The organism is Cupriavidus sp. 291-E7 (assembly GCF_057798835.1).
In genome coordinates this window covers 34,765-56,067 of the sequence record NZ_JBYOJV010000002.1, presented here as the reverse complement: position 1 = coordinate 56,067, position 21,303 = coordinate 34,765, and the positions used below count along the sequence as shown (strand labels likewise).

The following is a 21,303-nucleotide window of genomic DNA, read 5'->3' as shown; positions in this document are numbered from 1 at the left end:
AAAAAGGGAAGAACGGCTGCATGCCACCCCACGAGTCAGAGATTTCGTAGCCTTGAAGCCGGCGGACAACGCTGCGGCCAAAAAACAAACCCGGACTCAGGGTCCGGGTTCGAGGATGCGGAGTCGATGCGACGACTTACATGTTGTCGATCATCACCTGACCAAAGCCCGAGCACGACACCTGCGTGGCGCCTTCCAGAAGGCGGGCGAAGTCATAGGTGACCTTCTTCGACAGGATCGATTTCTCCATCGAGTCGATGATCAGGTCGGCCGCTTCCGTCCAGCCCATATGGCGCAGCATCATTTCGGCAGACAGGATTTCGGAGCCCGGATTCACATAGTCCTTGCCCGCGTACTTCGGCGCGGTGCCGTGCGTGGCTTCGAACATCGCCACCGAATCGGACATGTTGGCCCCCGGCGCAATGCCGATGCCGCCGACTTGCGCCGCCAATGCGTCGGAAATGTAGTCGCCGTTCAGGTTCAGCGTGGCAATCACCGAATATTCGGCCGGCCGCAGCAGTACCTGCTGCAGGAATGCATCGGCGATGGCATCCTTGACCACGATGTCCCGGCCGGTCTTCGGGTTCTTGAACTTGCACCACGGACCACCGTCGACCAGCTCGGCGCCGAACTCCTGCTGTGCCAGCTCATAGCCCCAGTCGCGGAAGCCACCCTCGGTGAACTTCATGATATTGCCCTTGTGCACCAGCGTCACCGACGGCTTGTCGTTGTCGATCGCGTACTGGAAGGCCTTGCGCACCAGGCGCTGCGTGCCCTGCCGCGAGACCGGCTTGATGCCCACGCCCGAGGTCTCCGGGAAGCGGATCTTCTTCACGCCCATTTCGTTCTGCAAGAAGGCAATCAGCTTCTTCGCGCCCTCGCTGCCGGCCTCCCACTCAATGCCGGCATAGATGTCTTCCGAGTTCTCGCGGAAGATCACCATGTTGGTCTTTTCAGGTTCGCGCACCGGCGACGGCACGCCCTTGAAATAACGCACCGGGCGCAGGCACACGTAGAGGTCCAGCGTCTGGCGCAGCGCCACGTTCAACGAACGGATGCCACCACCCACCGGCGTGGTCAGCGGACCCTTGATCGACACCACGTATTCCTTGACCGCATCGAGCGTCTCGTCAGGCAGCCACACGTCCGGCCCGTAGACTCGGGTGGATTTTTCGCCCGCGAAGACTTCCATCCACGCAATCTTGCGCTGACCGCCGTAGGCCTTGGCCACGGCTGCGTCCACCACCTTCAGCATCACCGGCGTGATGTCGACACCCGTGCCGTCGCCTTCGATATACGGAATGATGGGGTTGTCCGGCACATTCAGCGAAAAATCGGCGTTGACCGTGATCTTCTCGCCTGCCGGCACCTTGATGTGCTGATACATGTTCGTCTCCAACTGCGGATGGGGGTGATGACTGGCACCAGGCCGCAGAGCCCGGCGACGCGATTGTGTTGTGCGAGGCATTGTAACGGGCGTTTTGCCGTTGCCACGTTGACACAGGCCATCGGCCCCGTTAGGCCCGTACCGCACTGCACTGCACTGCACTGCACTGCACTGCACCGAGGATCGCATGGCAGTGTTGTATAAGACATAAGACGATTCGCATTTTATGCATAAAGCGAAATCACGTACCAAGCACGGCAGGCCCGCAGGCTCGCGCCACTGGTGGATAATGCGCGCCCATGACCCTGATCGCCCTCAACAAGCCCTTCCAGATGATGAGCCAGTTCTCCGCGCATCCGTCGCGGGCCACGCTGGCTAATTGTGTCGACCTGCCCGGCGTCTATCCGGCGGGCCGCCTCGACGCGGACAGCGAGGGCCTGCTGCTGCTGACCGATGACGGTGTGTTGCAGGCGCGCATTGCGGACCCACAGCACAAGCTGCCGAAGACCTATCTTGCGCAAGTGGAAGGCGTGCCCGATGAGAGCGCGCTGGCCAGCCTGCGCGCCGGCGTGGACCTTGGCGACTTCAAGACGCTGCCAGCGGTCGTGCGTATCGTCGACCAGCCTGCGTGGATGTGGGACCGGAATCCACCGATCCGTTTTCGGGCGGCAATTCCCACGACGTGGGTCGAATTGCAGATTCGGGAAGGCAAGAACCGCCAAGTGCGGCGCATGACAGCGGCGGTGGGTTATCCAACGCTACGCCTGGTTCGCGTGGCGATTGGCAAGCTTTCGCTGCCCGATCTCGGGCTGTTACCGGGTCAATGGCGTGAGACGGATGTCCTGGAATTAGGACCTTCGATCAAGGCTTCGCATGTCCGTGACGCAATACATGTGCGCAAGGGGCGGTAAAACGCAGTTACAAATACTGATAAACATGACGTCAACGCCAGAAGATGGCGTCTCGTTGTTGCGAGTGACACGTCTACACGCGTCGAACCCTCCAAATACTGGATACATCTCTGAGGTACTCGCAATGAAAAAACTGATCGCTGCCCTGGTTGTTGGCCTGTTCGCTACCGGCGCTTTCGCCCAGGCTTCGGCTCCCGCCGCTGACGCAGCGCCGGCCGCCAAGGAAGCCGCGAAGCCCGCGAAGTCCAGCCACAAGAAGCATTCTTCGACGAAGAAGCACGCCAAGAAGGCGGACGCTTCGGCACCGGCCGCCCAGTAAGGTGGTCCGTGCGCGGGCCTCGGTGTCCGCGCATTTGTAGAAAGGCAGGCGCTCACGCGACCTGCCTTTTTTCATGCCCGGCTCACCGGCACGCCCGGCATGGCTGCGCTATGCTCTCGCCTGCAGTTGACCCCCAACGACAAGAACCGCCATGCACCCCGTGTTCAAGACCCTGATTGCCGTGGGCGCCTTCGCGCTGACGAGCCTGGCCCAGGCGCAATCCGCGCTGCCCGTCATTCCGCTGACGGCCGGCATGTACGCCATCCAGGCCGAATTGGCAGCTTCGCCCGAAGCCCGTGAACGCGGCCTGATGTTCCGCAAGTCGATGCCTGCCAACGCCGGCATGCTGTTCGTCTTCGAGGAAAAGGCCGGGCACTGCTTCTGGATGCGGAACACCGATCTGCCGCTCTCCATCGCCTTTCTGGCCGATGACGGCAGCATCGTGAACATCGAGGACATGAAGCCGCAGACGGAGGACAACCACTGTCCGCGTGCGGCCGTGCGCTACGCGCTGGAAATGAACAAGGGATGGTTCGCGCAGAAAGGCCTCAAGCCCGGTGCGAAGATCGGCGGCCTGCCGCAGCCGCGGCAGGGCCAATAACCCCCTCGGGGTGAGCGCCTTCCAGGAGGCGCTATCAAAACGAGGCGAAGCGCCTCTGGCCAGGACGGAGCAGGTGTTTCAGCTTGCACGCGAGCTGCCTGCCAGCAATTGGGCGCCCTGCACGGGCGCCAAGCCGTCTACTAGTCGCGGAAGTTGTTGAAGTCCAGCGGCGCCTCGTTGACGTCCTTGCGCAGCAGCGCGATCACCGATTGCAGGTCGTCGCGCTTGGTGCCCGACACACGCACGGCATCGCCCTGGATGCTTGCCTGGACCTTGATCTTGCTGTCCTTGATCATGCGCACGATCTTCTTGGCCAGGTCGCCGGTCACGCCCTTCTTGATCGTGATGACCTGCTTGACCTTGTCGCCACTGACCTTTTCGACCTTGCCGTAGTCAAGAAAGCGCACGTCCACGTTGCGCTTGGCCATCTTGTTGATCATCACGTCCTTGACCTGATCGAGCTTGAAGTCGTCATCGGCAAACACGGTCAGTTCGCCTTCCTTCTGCTCGATGCGGGCATCGGACCCCTTGAAGTCGAAGCGCGTGGAAATTTCCTTGTTGGCCTGTTCCACGGCGTTCTTCACTTCAACCATGTTGGCTTCGCAAACTACATCAAACGACGGCATTTCGATTCTCCTGGCATTGCGCGGCGCGCCGCTTGCAACGGCGGCCGGTCCATACGGTTACGTATAATCTGGGCCTGCCCCGGTCCGGGGTGCTTTCCCCGTCCTTCATGGCAGATTTTCACGAATTCTATCCCCTGCGCACCCACAATACATTCGGGTTTGACGCACGAGCGCGTCTGGCGAGCCATATTCGCAGCGAAACGGACCTGGTATCGGCCCTGTCCGATCCGCGCGCGGCCGGTTTGCCCGTCGTGGTACTCGGGGGTGGCAGCAATGTGGTGCTGACGGGTGATCTCGACGCCTGCGTACTGCTGATGGAAATCCCCGGCTACGAAATTACGGAAGACCACGACAGTTGGCTGGTGACAGCCGGCGCTGGTGAAAACTGGCACGGACTGGTGAGCCGTACCGTCGCCGACGGCCTGCCCGGCCTGGAAAACCTGGCCCTGATCCCCGGCACGGCCGGCGCGGCACCGATCCAGAACATTGGCGCCTACGGCGTGGAACTGCGCGAACGCTTCGCCTGGCTGCGCGCCTACGACCGTCAGTCTGGCGCGTTCGTCACGCTCGATCTGGATGCCTGTGCCTTCGGCTACCGCGACAGCCTGTTCAAGCACGCAGGCCGCGACCGATACATCATCACCGCCGTGACGCTACGCCTGCCGAAGGCGTGGCAGCCCGTGCTGAACTACGGCGAGCTGGCCCGTGAACTGGAAGGTGTGGCGTCGCCGGCAGCGGCGCAAATCCGCGAGGCGATCATCGCCATCCGCTCGCGCAAGCTGCCCGACCCGGCGAAGATCGGCAACGCCGGATCGTTCTTCAAGAATCCGGTTGTCGAAGCGGCGCAACGCAATGCGCTGCTGGCCGAGCATCCGGCACTGGTCAGCTATCCGCAGCCCGACGGCAGCTACAAGCTCGCGGCGGGGTGGCTGATCGACCAATGCGGATTCAAGGGACTCGATGACGGCGCGGTGGGCGTCTATGGCAAGCAGGCGCTGGTGCTGGTGCACCACGGCGGCGGCACCGGCGCCGCGCTGCTGAAACTGGCGAACCGTATCGCCGATACGGTTCAGGCGCGATTTGGCGTGCGGATCGAGCCGGAGCCGGTGATTCTCTGACTTCCCCGGTCTTGCGGGATTATTCGAAGTGGCAGACGTAGTCCAGGGTTTCGGTCACTTCGATATCGAAGCTGCTGTTGCCCGGCACGTTGAACTGCTGGCCCGCGCCATAGGTCTTCCATTCTTCCGAACCGGCCAGGCGCACGCGGCAGCTACCCGCGTTGACTTCCATGATTTCCGGAGCGCCCGTATTGAACGTCAGCGCGGCCGGGAAAATCACGCCCAGCGTCTTGCGTGTGCCATCGGCAAACAGCACCGTGTGGCTCACGCACTTGCCGTCGAAATACAGGTTGGCTTTCTTGACGACAGATACGTTGTCGAACTGGCTCATCTCAATCTCCTCAATCTTCCGGTTTCGTAAAGACGTAAAAAAGGGAGCCATCTTGGCCCCCTTTCATTGGCTCCGGCAATCGCTCAATAGCGGCCGCAGAGCAGGTATTCCATCAGCGCCTTCTGCACGTGCAGGCGGTTTTCGGCTTCTTCCCACACCACGCTGCGCGGACCGTCGATCACGGCGGCTTCCACTTCCTCGCCACGGTGGGCGGGCAGGCAATGCATGAACAGCGCGTCGTCGGCAGCGCGGTCCATCATCGCCGTGGTCACCATCCAGTCCTTGAACGCACGCTTGCGCGCATCGTTTTCGGCCTCGAAGCCCATGCTGGTCCAGACATCGGTCGTCACCAGGTGCGCGCCCTGGCAAGCCTCCAGCGGGTCGGCGAACACCTTGACCCGCGATGCCGCCGAGGCCGGCACCATTGCGGGGTCCAGCTGGTAGCCCGGCGGCGCCGAGAAGGTGAAGGTGAAATCAAGCCGCTCCGCTGCCTGGATCCAGGTGTACGCCATGTTGTTGGCGTCGCCAATCCATGCAACGGTCTTGCCTGCGATGCTGCCGCGCTGCTCGATATACGTGAAGATATCGGCCAGCACCTGGCAGGGGTGGTATTCGTTGGTCAGCCCGTTGATCACCGGCACGCGCGAATGCGCGGCAAAGCGGTCCAGAATGTCCTGGCCGTAGGTGCGGATCATGATGATGTCCACCATGCGCGAGATCACCTGCGCCGCATCCTCGATCGGCTCGCCACGGCCCAGCTGCGAATCCCGCGTATTCAGGAACACTGCATGGCCGCCCAACTGGTGCACGCCAGCCTCGAACGACAGACGCGTACGCGTGGAATTCTTTTCAAAGATCATGGCCAGCGTGCGGTCGTGCAGAGGGTGCCATGTCTCGTAGTTCTTGAACTTCGCCTTCAGAATCCTCGCGCGGTCCAGCAGGTACGCGTACTCATCGGCACCAAGGTCGCTGAACTGGAGGTAATGCTTGATCGGGGTTGGGCTCATAAAACAAAGAAGGCGACTCGCTTAGGACACGCAGCCCGATTGCGTGGAAGTGCAATCCTTCAGGGCTGGAGCGTGTCGCGGAGCCGCCTTTCGCGTCGCTTACGCAATGTAATTGCAAAGATCATAAGGGATTATTCCAGCTTTGGCGAGTCCGCGCCGATAACCCTGTGATGCCGCGCAAGCGGCCACTGACAGGTTTCCGACAGGATTTCGTCGTATGCGCAAGTCTTATATAAGATATAATACTCGCTGATTCACGCGGGGCCCGGCATACCCATGCCACCGCCCGCCGCCGGCATCAAAAGTGCCCCCGTCGACACTACCGCCCCGCTCCTCGTCCGGATGCGCGCGAACCAATCGCCCACCGGATGCGTCAAACGGGCGCCCGTGCCAACGGGTTTACCGTCGAGTCACCCAAGCAGATCCCCGCAGTCCCATGACCACCCCCCAAGTTCGCGAATATTTTATCCAAGGCGTGACAAAGGAAGGCAAGACCTTCCGCCCCAGCGACTGGGCCGAGCGGCTGTGCGGCGTGATGGCGCAATTCCGACCCGAGGGTGATACCGGCGATCCTCGCCTGACCTATTCGCCATATGTGCGCCCGGTGATCGTGGCGGGTGTGAAGAACGTGGTGGTCGATACCCGGCTGCGCGAGATCGAACCGAAGGCGCTGGACTTTGTGCTGAACTTCGCGCGCGACAACAACCTTCAGGTGGTGGAGGCCTGCTCGGTCGACAACTGACCAGGGCATCCGCTCCCCGAAACGACAGAAACCCGGCGCTGGCCGGGTTTTTTGTTGGCCGGCCGCGCTGAAGCCGACTGAAGCGGAAAACAAAAAAGCCCGTCTGGAGACGGGCTTTTTCATTCTGCGAGCCACCGGAGTGGCCGGAGCAGTATCAGGCAGCCATCGACTTGATAGCAGCCGACAGGCGCGACTTGTGACGTGCAGCCTTGTTCTTGTGCACGATCTTCTTGTCAGCGATGCTGTCGATGATCGTTTGCGACTGCTTGAAGATCTCAGCAGCAGCGGCCTTGTCGCCAGCGTCGATGGCCTTGCGAACTGCCTTGACGGCAGTGCGCAGACGCGAGCGCAGGCTGGAGTTGTGGGCGTTCGCGGCGACGGCTTGGCGCGCGCGCTTGCGAGCTTGTGCGGAATTTGCCATGTATCTCTTCCTGAATTCAGAATGCGCGCCCGGGGCGACGCAATAATTTGGGACGCAACAATTAAGTCACATCTTGCGACCCGGGATGTTTCGACAAACGAATCCTGGACGCGACTGTCCTTGCGAATCGGCGATTATACACACACGCTGGCGCCGTAGGCAAGGGAGATCCGTAAACGCCGCGTGACGGTCGCCCGGCACCGGCCGATCCGTATAATAAGCGCCACATCAGGCGCCAGGCGTGGCGCCGCGGCAACTTTGCAAGCGTATGGGCGTCTGAACCGCCGAACGCAACGCCGGCCCCACTGGCGTCCGGTACCCGAAGCTTCCCCGATCTATCACCTTGAACCTCCTCAAAGCGCTTGCCACCATCAGCAGCCTGACGATGCTTTCGCGCATCACCGGCCTGATGCGCGAAATCCTGATTGCCCGCGCCTTTGGCGCCTCGGACATGACCGACGCCTTCAATGTGGCGTTCCGCATTCCCAACCTGCTGCGCCGCGTGTTTGGCGAAGGGGCGTTTTCGCAGGCCTTCGTGCCGATCCTGAACGAGTACCACGGCAAACGCGGCGACGAAGAAACGCATCTTCTGATCGACGCCGTGGCCACGGTCATGGCCTGGGTGCTGGCGGCCGTGTCGCTGCTTGGCGTGATCGCCGCGCCGATCGTCATGACGGTGGTGGCCACCGGCTTCCGCGGCGATGCCGAAACCTACGACGCGGCGGTCTTCATGACCCGCGTCATGTTCCCGTATATCGGCCTGATCTCGATGGTGGCGCTGGCGTCGGGCATTCTGAACACCTGGCGCAACTTCGCGGTTCCCGCCTTCACGCCGGTGCTGCTCAACATCTGCCTGATCATCGCGGCGCTGTGGGTGGGTCCGCATATGAAACAGCCGATCTACGCCCAGGCCTGGGGCGTGCTGGTAGGCGGCGTGCTGCAGTTGGCGATCCAGATTCCCGCGATGCGCCGCCTGGGCGTGCTGCCACGCGTCTCGCTGAACCTGCGCGCGGCCTGGTCCAACCCCGGCGTGCGTCGCGTGATCAAACAGATGGCGCCTGCCCTGCTGGCGGTTTCCGTGGCGCAGATCAGCCTGATCATCAATACGAACATCGCGTCGCGCCTGGGCGCCGGCAGCGTGTCGTACCTGACCTATGCCGATCGCCTGATGGAATTCCCCACGGCGCTGCTAGGCGTGGCACTTGGCACGATCCTGCTGCCGAGCCTGTCCCGCGCCAGCGCCAACGATGACCGCGAGGAATATTCGGGCCTGCTCGACTGGGGCCTGCGCCTGACATTCCTGTTGGCCGTTCCGTGCGCGGCGGGCCTCTTTGTCTTCGGCACGCCGTTGACCTCGGTGCTGTTCAATTACGGCAAGTTCGACGCGCATGCGGTGGAGATGACGCGCCAGGCGGTGGCCACCTACGGCGTCGGCCTGCTCAGCCTCATCCTGATCAAGATCCTGACGCCGGGCTTCTACGCACGCCAGGACATCCGCACGCCGGTAAAGATCGCGCTGCTCGTGCTGGTGATCACGCAGGCCTCGAACTACGTCTTCGTGCCGATCTTCGCGCATGCCGGACTGGCGCTGTCGATCAGCTTCGGCGCGACGGTCAACGCGCTGCTGCTGTTCTTCGGTCTGCGCCGCCGTGGGTTCTATCAACCGGCTCCTGGATGGGGGCTATTCCTGCTGCGCCTTGTTGCGGCAGTGCTGATTCTGTCGGGCATGCTGCTATGGCTGGCGCGCAACTTCGACTGGGTGGGAATGGGCGCCACGCCTGGGCTGCGCATCGCGCTGATGGCGGCCTGCCTGGTACTTGCGGCGGCAGTCTACTTCGGTACACTGTGGCTCATGGGCCTGCGCTATGCAGCCTTCCGGCGCCGCGCCGGCTAGTCAGGAATACCGCCCCATGACCTCCACGAAAGTCCTGGACTACTTCGCCAGCCTCGTGGCCGACGACGATGCGATCCCGCTGACCGAGACCGCGCTCGCGATCGCCCAGGACGCCTACCCGGACCTGGACCTGCAGTCGGAACTGGCCGCGCTCGACGTGCTGGCCGTACGCCTGAAGCGGAGGATTGCCGAAGGCACGCCGGCCATCCAGCGGCTGCGCCTGCTGAACCATTTCTTCTATCGTGACCTGGGCTTCGGACCGAACGCGAACGATTACTACGATCCGGACAATTCGTACCTGAACGTGGTGCTCAAGCAGCGCCGCGGCATTCCCATTTCGCTGGCGGTGCTCTACATGGAGCTGGGGCAGCAGATCGGCCTGCCGCTCAAGGGGGTGTCGTTCCCCAACCACTTCCTGGTGCGCATGACGATTCCGGCGGGCGATGTCGTGCTCGACCCGCTGACGGGCGAAACGCTGTCGAAGGAACAGTTGCAGGAGATGCTCGACCCGTTCCTCGAACGCGAAGGCATCACAGGATCGAATGAGGTGCCGCTGGGGCTTTTCCTACAGGTGGCCGGCCATCGCGAGATCATCGCGCGCATGCTACGCAACCTGAAGGCCATCTATCTGCAGGAATCGCGCTGGCAACGGCTGCTGGCTGTGCAGAACCGCCTGGTGATCCTGTTGCCCGATTCGATCGAGGAAGTGCGCGACCGCGGCCTGGCCTATGCCAATCTGGAGTGTTTCCGGCCGGCGCTGGAAGACCTGGAAGCCTACGTCCAGGCCCGTCCCGACGCAGCCGACACCACGCAGATCCGCGATCGCATGCCGGCCTTGCGGATGATGAGCCGCAGCATCAGCTGACGGCTCATCGAAGAGACTACGCCCTCAGGGCTTGCGGTCCGCTGGACGGCGCGTGCCGCGCACCAGCTTCCACAACCCGCCCAGCACCAACGGCACAATGGCAGCGCCAATACCGGCCAGCACGATCAGGTTCAGGTACTGCTTGATGAACGGCAGGTTGCCGAAGAAGTAGCCGGCAAAGACCAGGCCGAACACCCATGCGGCGGCGCCGACCACATTGAACAGCTGGAAGCGCGCGAACGTCATCTGCGACACACCCGCCACGAACGGCGCAAACGTGCGCACGATGGGGATGAAGCGCGCCATCACCAGCGTCTTGCCGCCATGACGTTCGTAGAAATCGTGCGTCTTGCGCAGCGCGTTCTGGTCCAGAAAGCGCCACTGGTGATCGAACACCTTCGGCCCGATCCAGCTGCCCACGAAATAGTTGACGGTATTGCCGATCACGGCGGCCGCGAACAGCAGCCCGGACAGCATCCATTCATTCATCGCACCGGTGGCGCACATGGCCCCGGCAATGAACAGCAGCGAGTCGCCCGGCAGAAAGGGCACCACCACCAGCCCGGTTTCTGCAAACACAATGGCGAAAAGAATGCCGTAGACCCAGACGCCATAGTCCAGGACGAACTGGCCCAGGAATTTGTCGACATGCAGGATCATGTCGATCAGATGCAATACGGTTTCCAAATTAGTCCTCTCTCCGTGAAGGCCCACATCATACAAGAGCCCTTGCAACAATCCGTCACGTGCCGGCCGGGGATGTGCCGAAAAGGTTTCCGGCCGCACGTATAATCGCCCGCATGCCTGCCGACGCCGCACTGCCCGAATCCCGGGCCCTACTCCGCACCACCCAGCCTGGCCGACCGATTCGTCCGTTGCCGGATCAACTGATCAGCCAGATCGCCGCCGGCGAGGTGGTGGAACGCCCCGCGTCGGTGGTCAAGGAACTGCTCGAAAACGCGCTCGACGCCGGGGCCACGCAACTGGGCATCCGGCTCGAGGAAGGCGGCGTGCGGCGTATTGTCATCACCGACAACGGCTGCGGCATCCCCCCCGACGAGCTGCCCGTCGCGCTGATGCGGCACGCCACCAGCAAGATCGCCTCGCTCGACGAGCTTGAATCCGTCCTGACACTCGGCTTCCGCGGCGAGGCGCTGGCCTCGATCGCGTCGGTGTCCCATCTGGTGCTGACCAGCCGCACCGCCAGCGACCCGCACGCCACGCAGATCAGCGCCGATAGCGGCCAGCTGCAACCGGCTTCCGGTGGCGTCGGCACGATGATCGACGTCCAGCACCTGTACTTCAACACGCCAGCGCGACGAAAGTTCCTGAAATCGGAACAAACCGAGCTTGGTCATTGCCTGGAGATGATCCGGCGCGCGGCGCTGGCGCGGCCCGACGTCACGATCTCGGTCCACCACAACGGCAAGCCGCTGGAGCACTGGAACGCCGGCGACGTCGCCACCCGCACCGCGCAGGTGCTTGGCAACGACTTCGCACGTGCCCGGCTGGCGCTCGACGAAGACGCCGACGCTCTGCACCTGTATGGCTTTGCCGGCTTGCCCACGGCCTCCCGGGGGCGTCCCGACCAGCAATACTTCTTCGTCAACGGCCGCTTCGTGCGGGACAAACTGCTCAACCACGCAGTGCGCAGCGCTTACCAGGATGTGCTGCACGGCGACCGCTTTCCTTCGTATGTGCTGTGCCTGGACCTGCCGCCCGAGCTGGTCGATGTGAACGTGCATCCGTCGAAGATCGAGGTGCGGTTCCGCGAATCGCGTGCGGTGCACCAGTTCGTCTATCACGCAGTGCAGCGCTGCCTCGCCCGCCAGGCTGGCGAGCAAGGCGATAGCCTGCATTCCGATACTGGCGATGGCGCCGGCCTGGTGCCGATGCCCGCCGCGCGGCCCGCTGGCGTGCCTGGCGCCGCGCCGCAATGGGTCAACTATTCGGCGGGCCGTCAGACCGAGCTTGGCATTGCCCAGCCGCGCCAGGCCTATCTGGGCATGGTGCGCGACGCCACGGCGCCGCAGTCTTCGGACGCCGCGCGGTCCTGGCAGCCGTCCTCGCAACCGCCGGCATGGCTGGCCGATGCGCAGGCCGCGCGCGCCGACGAACCGCCCGGCCTGCTCGACCGTCTGCCGCCGCGCGCATCGGAACTCCCTGCCGCGAACGCCGAAGACGGCGACGACGACCATCCGCTTGGCTATGCGATTGCACAGCTGCACGGCATCTACGTGCTGGCGCAGAATGCGCGCGGGCTGGTGCTGGTGGATATGCACGCCGCCCATGAGCGCATCCTGTACGAGCAGATCAAGGCCGGCCTCGACGCCCGCGACCTCGCCGTGCAACCGCTGCTGATTCCGGTCACGCTGCCGGCGAACCCGGTGGAAATCGGCGCGGCCGAGGAGTATCAGGAAACGCTGCAGTTGCTGGGCTTCGATATCGCGCCGGTATCGCCCACCACGCTCGCCGTGCGGGCGATTCCCGCGCTGCTCAGGCAGGCCGATGCCGAAGCGCTGGCGCGCGACGTGCTGCGCGACCTGCAGTCCTACGGCGGCTCGCGCGTACTGGCCGAGCGCCGCAATGAACTGCTGGCCACGCTGGCGTGCCATAGCGCGGTGCGCGCCAACCGCAAGCTGACTGTCGAAGAGATGAACGCGCTGCTGCGCCAGATGGAACAGACCGAACGGGCCGACCAGTGCAATCATGGCCGCCCCACCTGGGTGCAGCTGACCGTGACCGAACTCGACCGCCTGTTCCTGCGCGGCCAGTAACGCCGTAGCGCTTCACGATGTCTTCGCAGTCCTCCGCATTTCCGCCCATCGTCTGCCTGCTCGGACCCACCGCGTCCGGCAAGACGGCGGCGGCACTCGAACTCGCCGCCCGCAAGCCGGTGGAGATCATCAGCCTCGATTCCGCGCTGGTCTATCGCGCGATGGATATCGGCACGGCCAAGCCCACGCCCACTGAACTGGCCAGCGTGCCGCACCACCTGATCGACATCATCGACCCTCTCGACAGTTACTCGGCCGCGCAGTTCGTGACCGATGCCGAGCGGCTGATCGATGAAATCCGCGCGCGCGATCGCACGCCGCTGATCGTCGGCGGCACCATGCTCTACTACAAGGCGCTGACGCAAGGCCTGAACGACCTGCCGCAAGCCGACGCCTCGGTGCGCGCCGAACTCGATGCACTGGCCGCCGAGCGCGGCTGGCCGGCCCTGCATGCGATGCTGACCGAGATCGATCCGGTCACTGCCGCGCGACTGGCCCCGAACGACGCGCAACGGATCCAGCGCGCGCTGGAAATCCACCGGCTGAGCGGCCAGCCCATGTCGGCCCTGCTCGCGCGTCAGGCCGACGCACGGACGTTCACCGGCGCCGCCGATGCCCGTTACCGCGTGATCGCGCTCGAACCGTCGGATCGTGCCGTGCTGCATGATCGGATTGCCAAACGCTTCGACGCGATGCTCGAAGGCGGACTCCTCGACGAGGTCAAGCAGTTGCGTGCGCGCGGCGACCTGCATCTGGGCCTGCCGTCGATGCGCTGCGTCGGCTATCGGCAAGTGTGGGAATACCTGGACGGCGATTGCGACTTTGCCACGATGCGCGAGCGCGGCATCGCGGCCACGCGCCAGCTCTGCAAGCGCCAGCTGACGTGGCTGCGCAGCACGCCGGAGCGCATCGGAATCGACGCCCTGGCGCCCGACTACGTCTCACAGGTTGCCCACGCGGCGGGCTGGTGATCGCGGGCCGTGTGACCGATAATCGTCGCTCACATTTTCAGAGCGATACGTGATGACCGCCTTCTCGATCCGCCCCGCCACGCCCGCCGACAGCGCTACACTGTTCCGCCTGATTTCGGACCTGGCCGAATACGAAAAACTCACGCATCTGGTGGAAGCCACGCCGCAGAAGATTGGCGATGCGCTGTTCGGTGCGAAGCCGCATGCCGAAGCCGTGCTCGTGGAAGTCGACCAGGACGGCGCGAAGCACGCCGTGGGCTTTGCGCTGTTCTTCCACAATTTCTCGACCTTCCTGGCCAAGCCCGGCCTCTATCTGGAGGATCTGTTCGTCGAGCCGGCATGGCGCGGTCACGGGCTGGGCAAGGCCCTGCTCAAACACCTGGCGTCGATTGCCGTGGAACGCGACTGTGGCCGCTTCGAATGGTCGGTACTCGACTGGAATCAGCCGTCGATCGATTTCTACCAGGCGATGGGAGCGGACGTGATGCCGGACTGGCGGATTTGCCGGGTCACCGGCGAGGCATTGAAAGCGCTGAGCGCTGCTTGAGGGGTGCGCCCCGTTCCCGCACGGCGGGAGCGGGGCGGACAACAATCAGACTACGACCGTCTGCGCCTGGCCTTCAGCGCGTTCCTTGATCTCGCCGATCTGCCACACGGCTTCGCCTGCCGCCTGCAGGTGGCGGATGGCGCGTTCGGCGTCTTCCTTGGCCACGATCACGACCATGCCGATACCGCAGTTGAACACGCGGTGCATTTCGGCGTCGGCCACGTTGCCTTGGGCCTGCAGCCACTGGAACAGCGGCGGCAGCGTCCAGGCGTCGCGCTGGATCACGGCGGTCAGGTTGTCGGCCAGCACGCGCGGCACGTTTTCGGTCAGGCCACCACCGGTGATGTGGGCCATGCCCTTGACCGGCAGCGTTTCGATCAGCGACAGCAGCGGCTTCACGTAAATGCGCGTCGGCGCCATGATGGCGTCCTGCAGGCGCTGGCCGTGGAAGTCGGCATTCAGGTCCGGCTTGGCCACTTCAATGATCTTGCGCACCAGCGAGTAACCGTTCGAGTGCGCGCCCGACGAAGCCAGGCCCAGCACCACGTCGCCCGGCTGAATCGTCGTACCGTCGATGATCTTCTTCTTTTCCACCGCGCCGACCGCGAAACCGGCAAGGTCGTACTCGCCGTCCGGGTACATCGTCGGCATTTCAGCGGTTTCGCCGCCGATCAGGGCGCAGCCAGCCAGTTCGCAACCGTGGGCAATGCCCTTGATCACGGTGGCGGCGGTGTCCACGTCGAGCTTGCCGCAGGCAAAGTAGTCGAGGAAGAACAGCGGCTCGGCACCCTGCACCAGGATGTCGTTGACGCTCATGGCCACCAGATCCTGGCCCACGGTGTCGTGGCGGTTCAGTTGGAAGGCCAGCTTGAGCTTGGTGCCCACACCGTCCGTGCCGGACACCAGCACCGGCTCCTGGAACTTCTTCGACAGTTCGAACAGGGCGCCGAACCCGCCGATACCGGCCATCACGCCCTCGCGCATGGTGCGCTTGGCAAACGGCTTGATGCGGTCGACCAGGGCGTCGCCGGCATCGATGTCAACACCGGCATCGCGGTAGGAAAGGCCTGCCTGGCCGGCGGTCGGGGATGCGCTCATGAGAACCTGCTTGTCTTTGAGGAGGGTGAAGTGTGGAATCGGTCGCTTTGGCGAAGCTGCCCAGGCCGTCGGGGCCGATCGGGCGCCGGGCACGGGCGCGACTCCAGTAAAATCATGATTTTAACGGATACAGGCTCCCGGCGACCAGTGATCGCGGACGAATCCACCTGCCACACTGACAACCATGATCCGCCGGCCCCTCCGATGACCAGCCCCCTGCTTTCCCAAGACACCAAACGCATCCTGCTGTGGATTGTCGTCGCCGCCGCGCTGTTTGCCGTCATTCTGGCGCTGGCGCCCGTGCTGACGCCGTTCCTGGTGGCGTTCATCTTTTCGTACATCCTGAATCCGGGCGTGGACTGGCTGCAACGCCGCCGCGTGCCGCGTTTCGTCGGCGTCACGCTGATGATCGGCCTGCTCGCCATGATCCTGCTCCTGCTGGCGCTGCTGCTGATTGCCGTGCTCCAGCGGGAGATCCCCCAGCTGCGCGAGCAGGTGCCGATCCTGCTGCAGAAGCTCAACAGCGTGCTGGCACCGAAGCTGGCCGACCTGGGCGTGCGCGTGCGCTTTGACTTTCCGGGGCTGCGCAGCATGCTCCAGAACCGCTTTGCGGCCAGCCCCGAAGACCTGCTGCAGGTGCTGCTGGACTACGTGCGTGTGTCGGGGTCGGCACTGATCGAGATCGCCGGGCTGCTGTTCATCGTGCCGATCCTGATGTTTTACCTGCTGATGGACTGGCACATGGTCATGCGGCGTATCGAGCGCCTGGTGCCCCGCCGCTGGGTGCCCAAGGTGCACGAGCTGTCCGCCGAGACCGATGCGCTTCTCTCCCAATACCTGCGCGGCCAGATCCTGGTCATGCTGATCCTGGCGGCGATCTATTCGATCGGCTTGACCGTGGCCGGCTTCGACGTGGGCATTCCGGTTGGCATTTTTACGGGGCTGGCCGTGTTCATTCCGTACATCGGCTTCGGCATCGGGCTGGCGCTCGCCACCGTGGCCGCGCTGCTGCAGTTCGGCAGCTGGTACGGACTGGGTGCCGTGGCGGTGGTTTACGGCATCGGCCAGTTCGTGGAAAGTTTCTACCTGACGCCGCGCCTGGTGGGCGAACGCATCGGCCTGCATCCGCTGGTCGTGATCTTCGCGCTGCTGGCGTTCGGGCAATTATTTGGTTTCTTTGGCGTGCTGCTGGCATTGCCCACCTGCGCCGTGCTGCTGGTCGGCGCACGTCAGTTGCGGCGCGTTTACCTGGCCAGCGACCTTTATCGCCACTAGGCGCCAGACATCGAGCAGGCAAGCATCGCGCAAGTAACGGATTCGTCATGTCACCGCGTCAAAGTCATAAGCAGCAGCTGTCGCTCGAACTGGGCAGCCCGCCGCCTTCCACATTCGAGAATTTTTTCGTGGCCGCCAACCGCGAGCCGGTGCAGCGGCTGCGCGAGCTGCCCGGCCAGGTGGCGCGCGAGCAGGCCAACGACCGCCTGGTCTACCTGTGGGGCGACATGGGTTCCGGCCGTACCCATCTGCTGCATGCCGTGTGCGACGGGGCCATCCACGCGGGCCTGAACTGCCGCTACCTGAGCCCGCACCACGCGCTGTCGGACTTCATCTTTGACCCGGCCTGCCAGGTCTACACCGTCGATAACGTCGAGCTGCTCGACGAAGCGCGTCAGATCGCCGTGTTTTCGCTTTACAACGAAGTTCGCGCCCACGTGCGATGCGCGCTCGTGGTGGCGGGCGGGCTGGCACCGCGCGCCATGCCGGTGCGTGAAGACCTGCGCACACGCCTGGGCTGGGGGCTGGTCTACCAGCTCCAGCCGCTGTCCGACGAGGACAAGATGGCTGCGTTGGTACAAGCTGCCAAGGAGCGCGGGCTGCAACTATCGCCGGAAATCCCGCACTGGCTCGTCACGCGCCATTACCGTGACATGCCCAGCCTGATGGCCCTGCTTGACGCGCTGGACATGTATTCGCTGGAGCGCAAGCGCGCGGTGACGTTGCCGCTGCTGCGCGAAATGTTTGCCGAATTCCGGGAGTAACGGCCCGAATCCGTACACAATCTCGCGGGGCCGACCGACCAGCCTCCCCGCCACCGCCCCGGGCCATGCCGACCGCCCGCTGCACCTTAATGTAAAATCGCGCCCCATGAATCTGGCACTGTTTGACCTCGACCACACCCTGATCCCGACCGATAGCGACCACGAATGGGGCCGCTTCCTGGTCCGCATGGGCGTCGTCGACGAGGAATCGTATCGTCGCAAGAACGACGAGTTCTATAGCCAATACAAGGCTGGGACGCTCAATATCCAGGAATTCCTGCGCTTTGCGCTGGCCCCGCTGGCGGCCAACCCGCGCGATCGCCTGGACCAGTGGCGCGTGCGCTTCATGCACGAGGTCATCGAGCCGGTGATCACCCCGCAGGCCAAGGCCCTGGTGTACAAGCACCTGGAAGCCGGCGACCTGTGCGCGGTGGTGACAGCCACCAACAGCTTTGTCACCGCGCCGATCGCCCAGGCCTTCGGCATCAAGCACCTGATCGCCACCGACCCGGAAACGGTCGACGGCAAGGCCGAAAGCGCCTTCACCGGCGAAGTGTTTGGCGTGCCGAGCTTCCGCGAGGGCAAGATCACCCGCGTGGAAAGCTGGCTCAAGAGCCTGGGCGCCAAGTGGGACGATTTCGGCACCACCACGTTCTATAGCGATTCGGCCAACGACCTGCCGCTGCTCGAGAAAGTCAGCGAGCCGATCGCCGCCAACCCCGACGACCGGCTACGCAACCACGCGGCCGCAGCCGGCTGGCGCATCATGGACCTGTTCTGACGTGATCAAGAAGCTCATCAACCGGCTGCTTGGCAAGCCGGGGCCGAAACAGCGCCGCACGGGCCGTGCGCATACCCCGAACATCGTCGGTGTGGACGAACACCGCATCGATCCGTCGCTGATCTCGCGTAACGCGGTCAAGGTCACGTCCACGCTGCAACAGGCCGGCTACCAGGCCTACATCGTGGGCGGCGCGGTCCGAGACCTGCTGCTCGGCATCAAGCCGAAGGATTTCGACGTGGCCACCAACGCCACGCCGGAGCAGGTGCAGGCTTTGTTCCGCCGCTCGCGCATCATTGGCCGCCGCTTCCAGATCGTGCACGTGACGTTCTACGGCGGGCGCGAGCAGGAAATCATCGAAGTGTCGACATTCCGGGCACTGGTGGACGCCGTGGCCAGCGAAACGCTGCCCGAAGGCCGCCGCCTGAAGCGCGCCGAGCTGGACAGCAAGACGCATGCGATCGACGCCAGCGGCCGTGTGCTGCGCGACAACGTCTGGGGATCGCAGGCCGAGGATGCGGAGCGCCGGGACTTCACGATCAACGCGATGTACTACGATCCGGCCGCGCAGACCGTGCATGACTACCATCACGGCATGGAAGACATCCGCGCGCGCACGCTGCGCATGATCGGCGACCCGGTCACGCGCTACCGCGAAGATCCGGTCCGCATGCTGCGTGTGGTGCGCTTTGCCGCCAAGACCGGCTTCGGCATCGACGAGGAAACACGCGTGCCGATCGCCGAAATGGCACCGCTGATCCACAACGTGCCCAGCGCGCGCCTGTTCGACGAAATGCTCAAGCTGCTGATGTCCGGCCACGCCTGGGCATCGCTGCAGGAACTGCGCAAGGCCGGCCTGCACAAGGGCCTGCTGCCGCTGCTCGACGTGGCGATCGAGCAGCCGATGGGCCAGCGCTTCGTGCAACTGGCGCTCGACAACACCGACCGCCGCGTACAGGCCGGCAAGCCCGTATCGCCGGGATTCCTGTTCGCGTCGCTGCTGTGGCACCACGTGCTGCAGCGCTGGACCAAGCTGCGCGACGGCGGCGAGCATCCGATTGCCGCGCTCAACACGGCGATGGACATCGTGCTGGAAAAGCAGACCGGCCAGCTGGCCATCCAGCGCCGCTTTGTCACCGACATGCGCGATATCTGGGGCATGCAGCCGCGTTTTGAAAAGCGCGTTGGCCGCATGCCGTATCGCCTGCTGGAGTCGCCGCGCTTCCGTGCCGGTTACGACTTCCTGCAACTGCGCTGCGAGGCGGGCGAGCAGCCTGCCGAGCTGGGCCAGTGGTGGACCGATTTCCAGAACGCCCACCCCGAAGAGCGCGAGGCCATGATCGACGCCGCGCGCCCCGCTCGCGGCAAGCAGGGCAAGGGTGGCGCGGGCGGCGCGGGCGGCGGCCAGGAAGGCCCCGATGACGGCGGCGAACCCGGCGGCGGGCCCGAGGGCGACGCGCCGGCGCGCAAACGGCGCCGCCGACGCAGTCCGCGGAAATCGGATAAAGTGTCTTCCCGCAGCGAGGCGGAAACAGCTGACAGGGCCGATGGAGGTCAGCCCGAGCCGGAGTCCCGCCGAGTCCAGCCGGAGGAATAACATGACGCTAGCCTTCATCGGCATCGGCGCCAACCTTGGAGATGCGCGCCAGGCACTGAAAGACGCCATCGTGTGCCTGGCCCAGCAGGTCGGCATCACGGTCGTGGCGCGTTCTTCGTTCTATCGCACGGCACCGGTCGACGCCACGGGCGGCGACTACTTCAACGCCGTGGTGAAGATCGAAACGACGTTCACGGCGTCGCAGCTGCTGCGCATCTGCCACCACATCGAAGACCAGTTCGGCCGCGAGCGGCCGTTCCACAACGCCCCGCGCACGCTGGACCTGGACCTGCTGTTGTTCGGCAGCGAAGCGGTCAACACCGAGACGCTGACCGTACCGCATCCGCGCATCATCGAGCGCGCATTCGTGCTGGTGCCATTGATCGAGCTGGACCCCGCGCTGGAAATCCCCGGTCACGGCCGTGCGGCCGACCACCTGCCTGGCGTACAAGGCCAGCGCATCGAGAAGCTTTCCTCATGCAAGTGCACGCGCTTGCAGGAAGGCAAAGCGCAATCCTGAGCGCACGGAGCATCTGAGACATGCTCGACCATCTGCGCCGCATCGTCATCGAAGGCCCCGTTGGCTCGGGCAAGTCCTCGCTGGCCCAGCGCCTGGCCCAGTACCTGCGGGCGGGCGAACTACCCGATGGCGCGCGCCGCAATCCATTCCTCGAACGCTTCTATCGTGAACCGCAGCGCTATGCGCTGCCGATGCAACTGGCCTGCCTGAACCAGCGCGCCACCCAACTGCAGCAATGGCAGACGGCGATGCTCGGCGGCCATCGCATGGTCACGAACTTCCTCTACGCGCGAGACCGTCTGTATGCGTCGCTGACGCTGGAGACCGACGAGCTGGCGCTCTACGATGCGCTGGCGGCGCGGCTACAGGTGCCCGCGCAACGCGCGGATCTGGTCATCATGCTGCAGGCGACACCGTCGCTGCTGCGCGAGCGCATTCTGCGGCGCGGCCTGCCAGGCGAAACCGCAATCGACGAAGCGTACCTGCAACGTCTGCATGACGCCTACGGTGAGCTGTTCCACCGCTACGACGACGCACCGGTGCTGATCGTCGATACCGCGCACTTCAATCCGGTGGACAACGACAACGATTTCCGTACACTACTGTCGCGCATCGAGAACATGCGGGGCCGCAAGGCCTTCCTGAATCTCGCGGCGTCCTGAGACTGCTCCATAGCCGCTGCAAAGACGCGCCTAAGGCCCCCGGCAGCACTACACGATAACGACAACGGCCGCCGCCGAAGCATTTCGTG

General features: G+C 64.1%; 23 protein-coding genes. 16 read left to right on the top strand and 7 right to left on the bottom strand.

Going from position 1 to position 21,303, the window contains the following annotated elements; translation table 11 throughout:
* Nucleotides 1-136: 136 nt before the first annotated feature.
* A complete protein-coding gene (gene icd, locus AC3FLX_RS03180; protein WP_488693817.1) occupies nt 137-1,387 on the bottom strand; it encodes an NADP-dependent isocitrate dehydrogenase in 1,251 nt (416 codons plus the stop codon).
* Between the two features lie 299 nt (nt 1,388-1,686).
* On the opposite strand from icd, the gene AC3FLX_RS03175 reads away from it, so the two are divergent.
* From AC3FLX_RS03175 to AC3FLX_RS03165, 3 genes are all read left to right on the top strand, one after another.
* Entirely contained in the window at nt 1,687-2,298 is a 612-nt protein-coding gene (locus tag AC3FLX_RS03175; RefSeq protein ID WP_488693816.1) for a pseudouridine synthase, read from the top strand.
* 124 nt (nt 2,299-2,422) lie between these two features.
* The gene (locus tag AC3FLX_RS03170) at nt 2,423-2,617 is read left to right on the top strand and encodes a hypothetical protein (protein ID WP_488693815.1); all 195 of its coding nucleotides are present in this window, start codon (nt 2,423-2,425) and stop codon (nt 2,615-2,617) included.
* Nucleotides 2,618-2,768: 151 nt separating this feature from the next.
* Nucleotides 2,769-3,218: a DUF192 domain-containing protein gene (locus tag AC3FLX_RS03165; RefSeq protein WP_488693814.1), complete on the top strand. Its 450-nt coding sequence runs from the start codon at nt 2,769-2,771 to the stop codon at nt 3,216-3,218.
* Nucleotides 3,219-3,358: 140 nt separating this feature from the next.
* Here the strand turns inward: AC3FLX_RS03165 and AC3FLX_RS03160 are convergent, their stop codons facing one another.
* Complete coding sequence (locus AC3FLX_RS03160) at nt 3,359-3,844, bottom strand: YajQ family cyclic di-GMP-binding protein (protein WP_488693813.1); 486 nt, start codon at nt 3,842-3,844, stop codon at nt 3,359-3,361.
* Between the two features lie 107 nt (nt 3,845-3,951).
* Between AC3FLX_RS03160 and murB the strand changes: the two genes are divergently transcribed.
* Nucleotides 3,952-4,962 (top strand): UDP-N-acetylmuramate dehydrogenase, encoded by a 1,011-nt coding sequence (gene murB / locus AC3FLX_RS03155; RefSeq protein WP_488693812.1) that lies wholly within the window; start codon nt 3,952-3,954, stop codon nt 4,960-4,962.
* Between the two features lie 19 nt (nt 4,963-4,981).
* Here murB and ppnP read toward each other — a convergent pair whose 3' ends face one another.
* Entirely contained in the window at nt 4,982-5,293 is a 312-nt protein-coding gene (ppnP, locus tag AC3FLX_RS03150; protein WP_137928229.1) for a pyrimidine/purine nucleoside phosphorylase, read from the bottom strand.
* Between the two features lie 83 nt (nt 5,294-5,376).
* A complete protein-coding gene (argF, locus tag AC3FLX_RS03145) occupies nt 5,377-6,300 on the bottom strand; it encodes an ornithine carbamoyltransferase (RefSeq protein ID WP_488693811.1) in 924 nt (307 codons plus the stop codon).
* 436 nt (nt 6,301-6,736) lie between these two features.
* Here argF and AC3FLX_RS03140 point away from each other — a divergent pair, with 436 nt between their 5' ends.
* Nucleotides 6,737-7,042 (top strand): DUF3579 domain-containing protein, encoded by a 306-nt coding sequence (locus tag AC3FLX_RS03140; RefSeq protein ID WP_488693810.1) that lies wholly within the window; start codon nt 6,737-6,739, stop codon nt 7,040-7,042.
* Nucleotides 7,043-7,196: 154 nt separating this feature from the next.
* Here the strand turns inward: AC3FLX_RS03140 and rpsT are convergent, their stop codons facing one another.
* Nucleotides 7,197-7,463 (bottom strand): 30S ribosomal protein S20, encoded by a 267-nt coding sequence (gene rpsT / locus AC3FLX_RS03135; protein WP_124683347.1) that lies wholly within the window; start codon nt 7,461-7,463, stop codon nt 7,197-7,199.
* Nucleotides 7,464-7,806: 343 nt separating this feature from the next.
* Between rpsT and murJ the strand changes: the two genes are divergently transcribed.
* Nucleotides 7,807-9,357: a murein biosynthesis integral membrane protein MurJ gene (gene murJ, locus AC3FLX_RS03130; RefSeq protein WP_488693809.1), complete on the top strand. Its 1,551-nt coding sequence runs from the start codon at nt 7,807-7,809 to the stop codon at nt 9,355-9,357.
* 16 nt (nt 9,358-9,373) lie between these two features.
* Nucleotides 9,374-10,222, top strand: a complete 849-nt coding sequence (locus tag AC3FLX_RS03125; RefSeq protein WP_488693807.1) for a SirB1 family protein — start codon at nt 9,374-9,376, stop codon at nt 10,220-10,222.
* Nucleotides 10,223-10,246: 24 nt separating this feature from the next.
* Here AC3FLX_RS03125 and AC3FLX_RS03120 read toward each other — a convergent pair whose 3' ends face one another.
* Nucleotides 10,247-10,897, bottom strand: coding sequence for a VTT domain-containing protein (locus AC3FLX_RS03120; protein WP_488694694.1), 651 nt, complete (start codon nt 10,895-10,897; stop codon nt 10,247-10,249).
* Between the two features lie 125 nt (nt 10,898-11,022).
* Here AC3FLX_RS03120 and mutL point away from each other — a divergent pair, with 125 nt between their 5' ends.
* From mutL to AC3FLX_RS03105, 3 genes are read left to right on the top strand one after another with little or no spacing between them, the layout of a single operon-like run.
* Nucleotides 11,023-12,999 (top strand): DNA mismatch repair endonuclease MutL, encoded by a 1,977-nt coding sequence (gene mutL, locus AC3FLX_RS03115; protein WP_488693805.1) that lies wholly within the window; start codon nt 11,023-11,025, stop codon nt 12,997-12,999.
* Between the two features lie 17 nt (nt 13,000-13,016).
* On the top strand, nt 13,017-13,970 hold the full coding sequence (miaA, locus tag AC3FLX_RS03110) for a tRNA (adenosine(37)-N6)-dimethylallyltransferase MiaA (protein ID WP_488693804.1): 954 nt from the start codon (nt 13,017-13,019) through the stop codon (nt 13,968-13,970).
* Between the two features lie 52 nt (nt 13,971-14,022).
* Nucleotides 14,023-14,517: a GNAT family N-acetyltransferase gene (locus AC3FLX_RS03105; protein WP_488693802.1), complete on the top strand. Its 495-nt coding sequence runs from the start codon at nt 14,023-14,025 to the stop codon at nt 14,515-14,517.
* Between the two features lie 45 nt (nt 14,518-14,562).
* On the opposite strand, the gene purM is transcribed toward AC3FLX_RS03105, so the two are convergent.
* Nucleotides 14,563-15,615 carry a phosphoribosylformylglycinamidine cyclo-ligase gene (gene purM, locus AC3FLX_RS03100; protein WP_488693800.1) on the bottom strand — a complete coding sequence of 351 codons (1,053 nt, stop codon included), beginning with the start codon at nt 15,613-15,615 and terminating at the stop codon, nt 14,563-14,565.
* A 204-nt stretch (nt 15,616-15,819) separates the two neighbouring features.
* Between purM and AC3FLX_RS03095 the strand changes: the two genes are divergently transcribed.
* The 6 genes from AC3FLX_RS03095 (at nt 15,820) to AC3FLX_RS03070 (ending at nt 21,214) form a co-directional block, all read left to right on the top strand.
* On the top strand, nt 15,820-16,890 hold the full coding sequence (locus AC3FLX_RS03095; protein ID WP_488693798.1) for an AI-2E family transporter: 1,071 nt from the start codon (nt 15,820-15,822) through the stop codon (nt 16,888-16,890).
* Between the two features lie 47 nt (nt 16,891-16,937).
* Nucleotides 16,938-17,654 carry a DnaA regulatory inactivator Hda gene (gene hda / locus AC3FLX_RS03090; protein ID WP_488693796.1) on the top strand — a complete coding sequence of 239 codons (717 nt, stop codon included), beginning with the start codon at nt 16,938-16,940 and terminating at the stop codon, nt 17,652-17,654.
* Between the two features lie 106 nt (nt 17,655-17,760).
* The gene (locus AC3FLX_RS03085; protein ID WP_474227366.1) at nt 17,761-18,435 is read left to right on the top strand and encodes a histidinol-phosphatase; all 675 of its coding nucleotides are present in this window, start codon (nt 17,761-17,763) and stop codon (nt 18,433-18,435) included.
* A 1-nt stretch (nt 18,436) separates the two neighbouring features.
* Complete coding sequence (gene pcnB / locus AC3FLX_RS03080) at nt 18,437-20,032, top strand: polynucleotide adenylyltransferase PcnB (protein ID WP_488693794.1); 1,596 nt, start codon at nt 18,437-18,439, stop codon at nt 20,030-20,032.
* 1 nt (nt 20,033) lies between these two features.
* Entirely contained in the window at nt 20,034-20,552 is a 519-nt protein-coding gene (folK, locus tag AC3FLX_RS03075; protein ID WP_488693792.1) for a 2-amino-4-hydroxy-6-hydroxymethyldihydropteridine diphosphokinase, read from the top strand.
* 20 nt (nt 20,553-20,572) lie between these two features.
* Nucleotides 20,573-21,214, top strand: coding sequence for a deoxynucleoside kinase (locus AC3FLX_RS03070; RefSeq protein ID WP_488693791.1), 642 nt, complete (start codon nt 20,573-20,575; stop codon nt 21,212-21,214).
* The last annotated feature ends 89 nt before the right edge of the window (nt 21,215-21,303 follow it).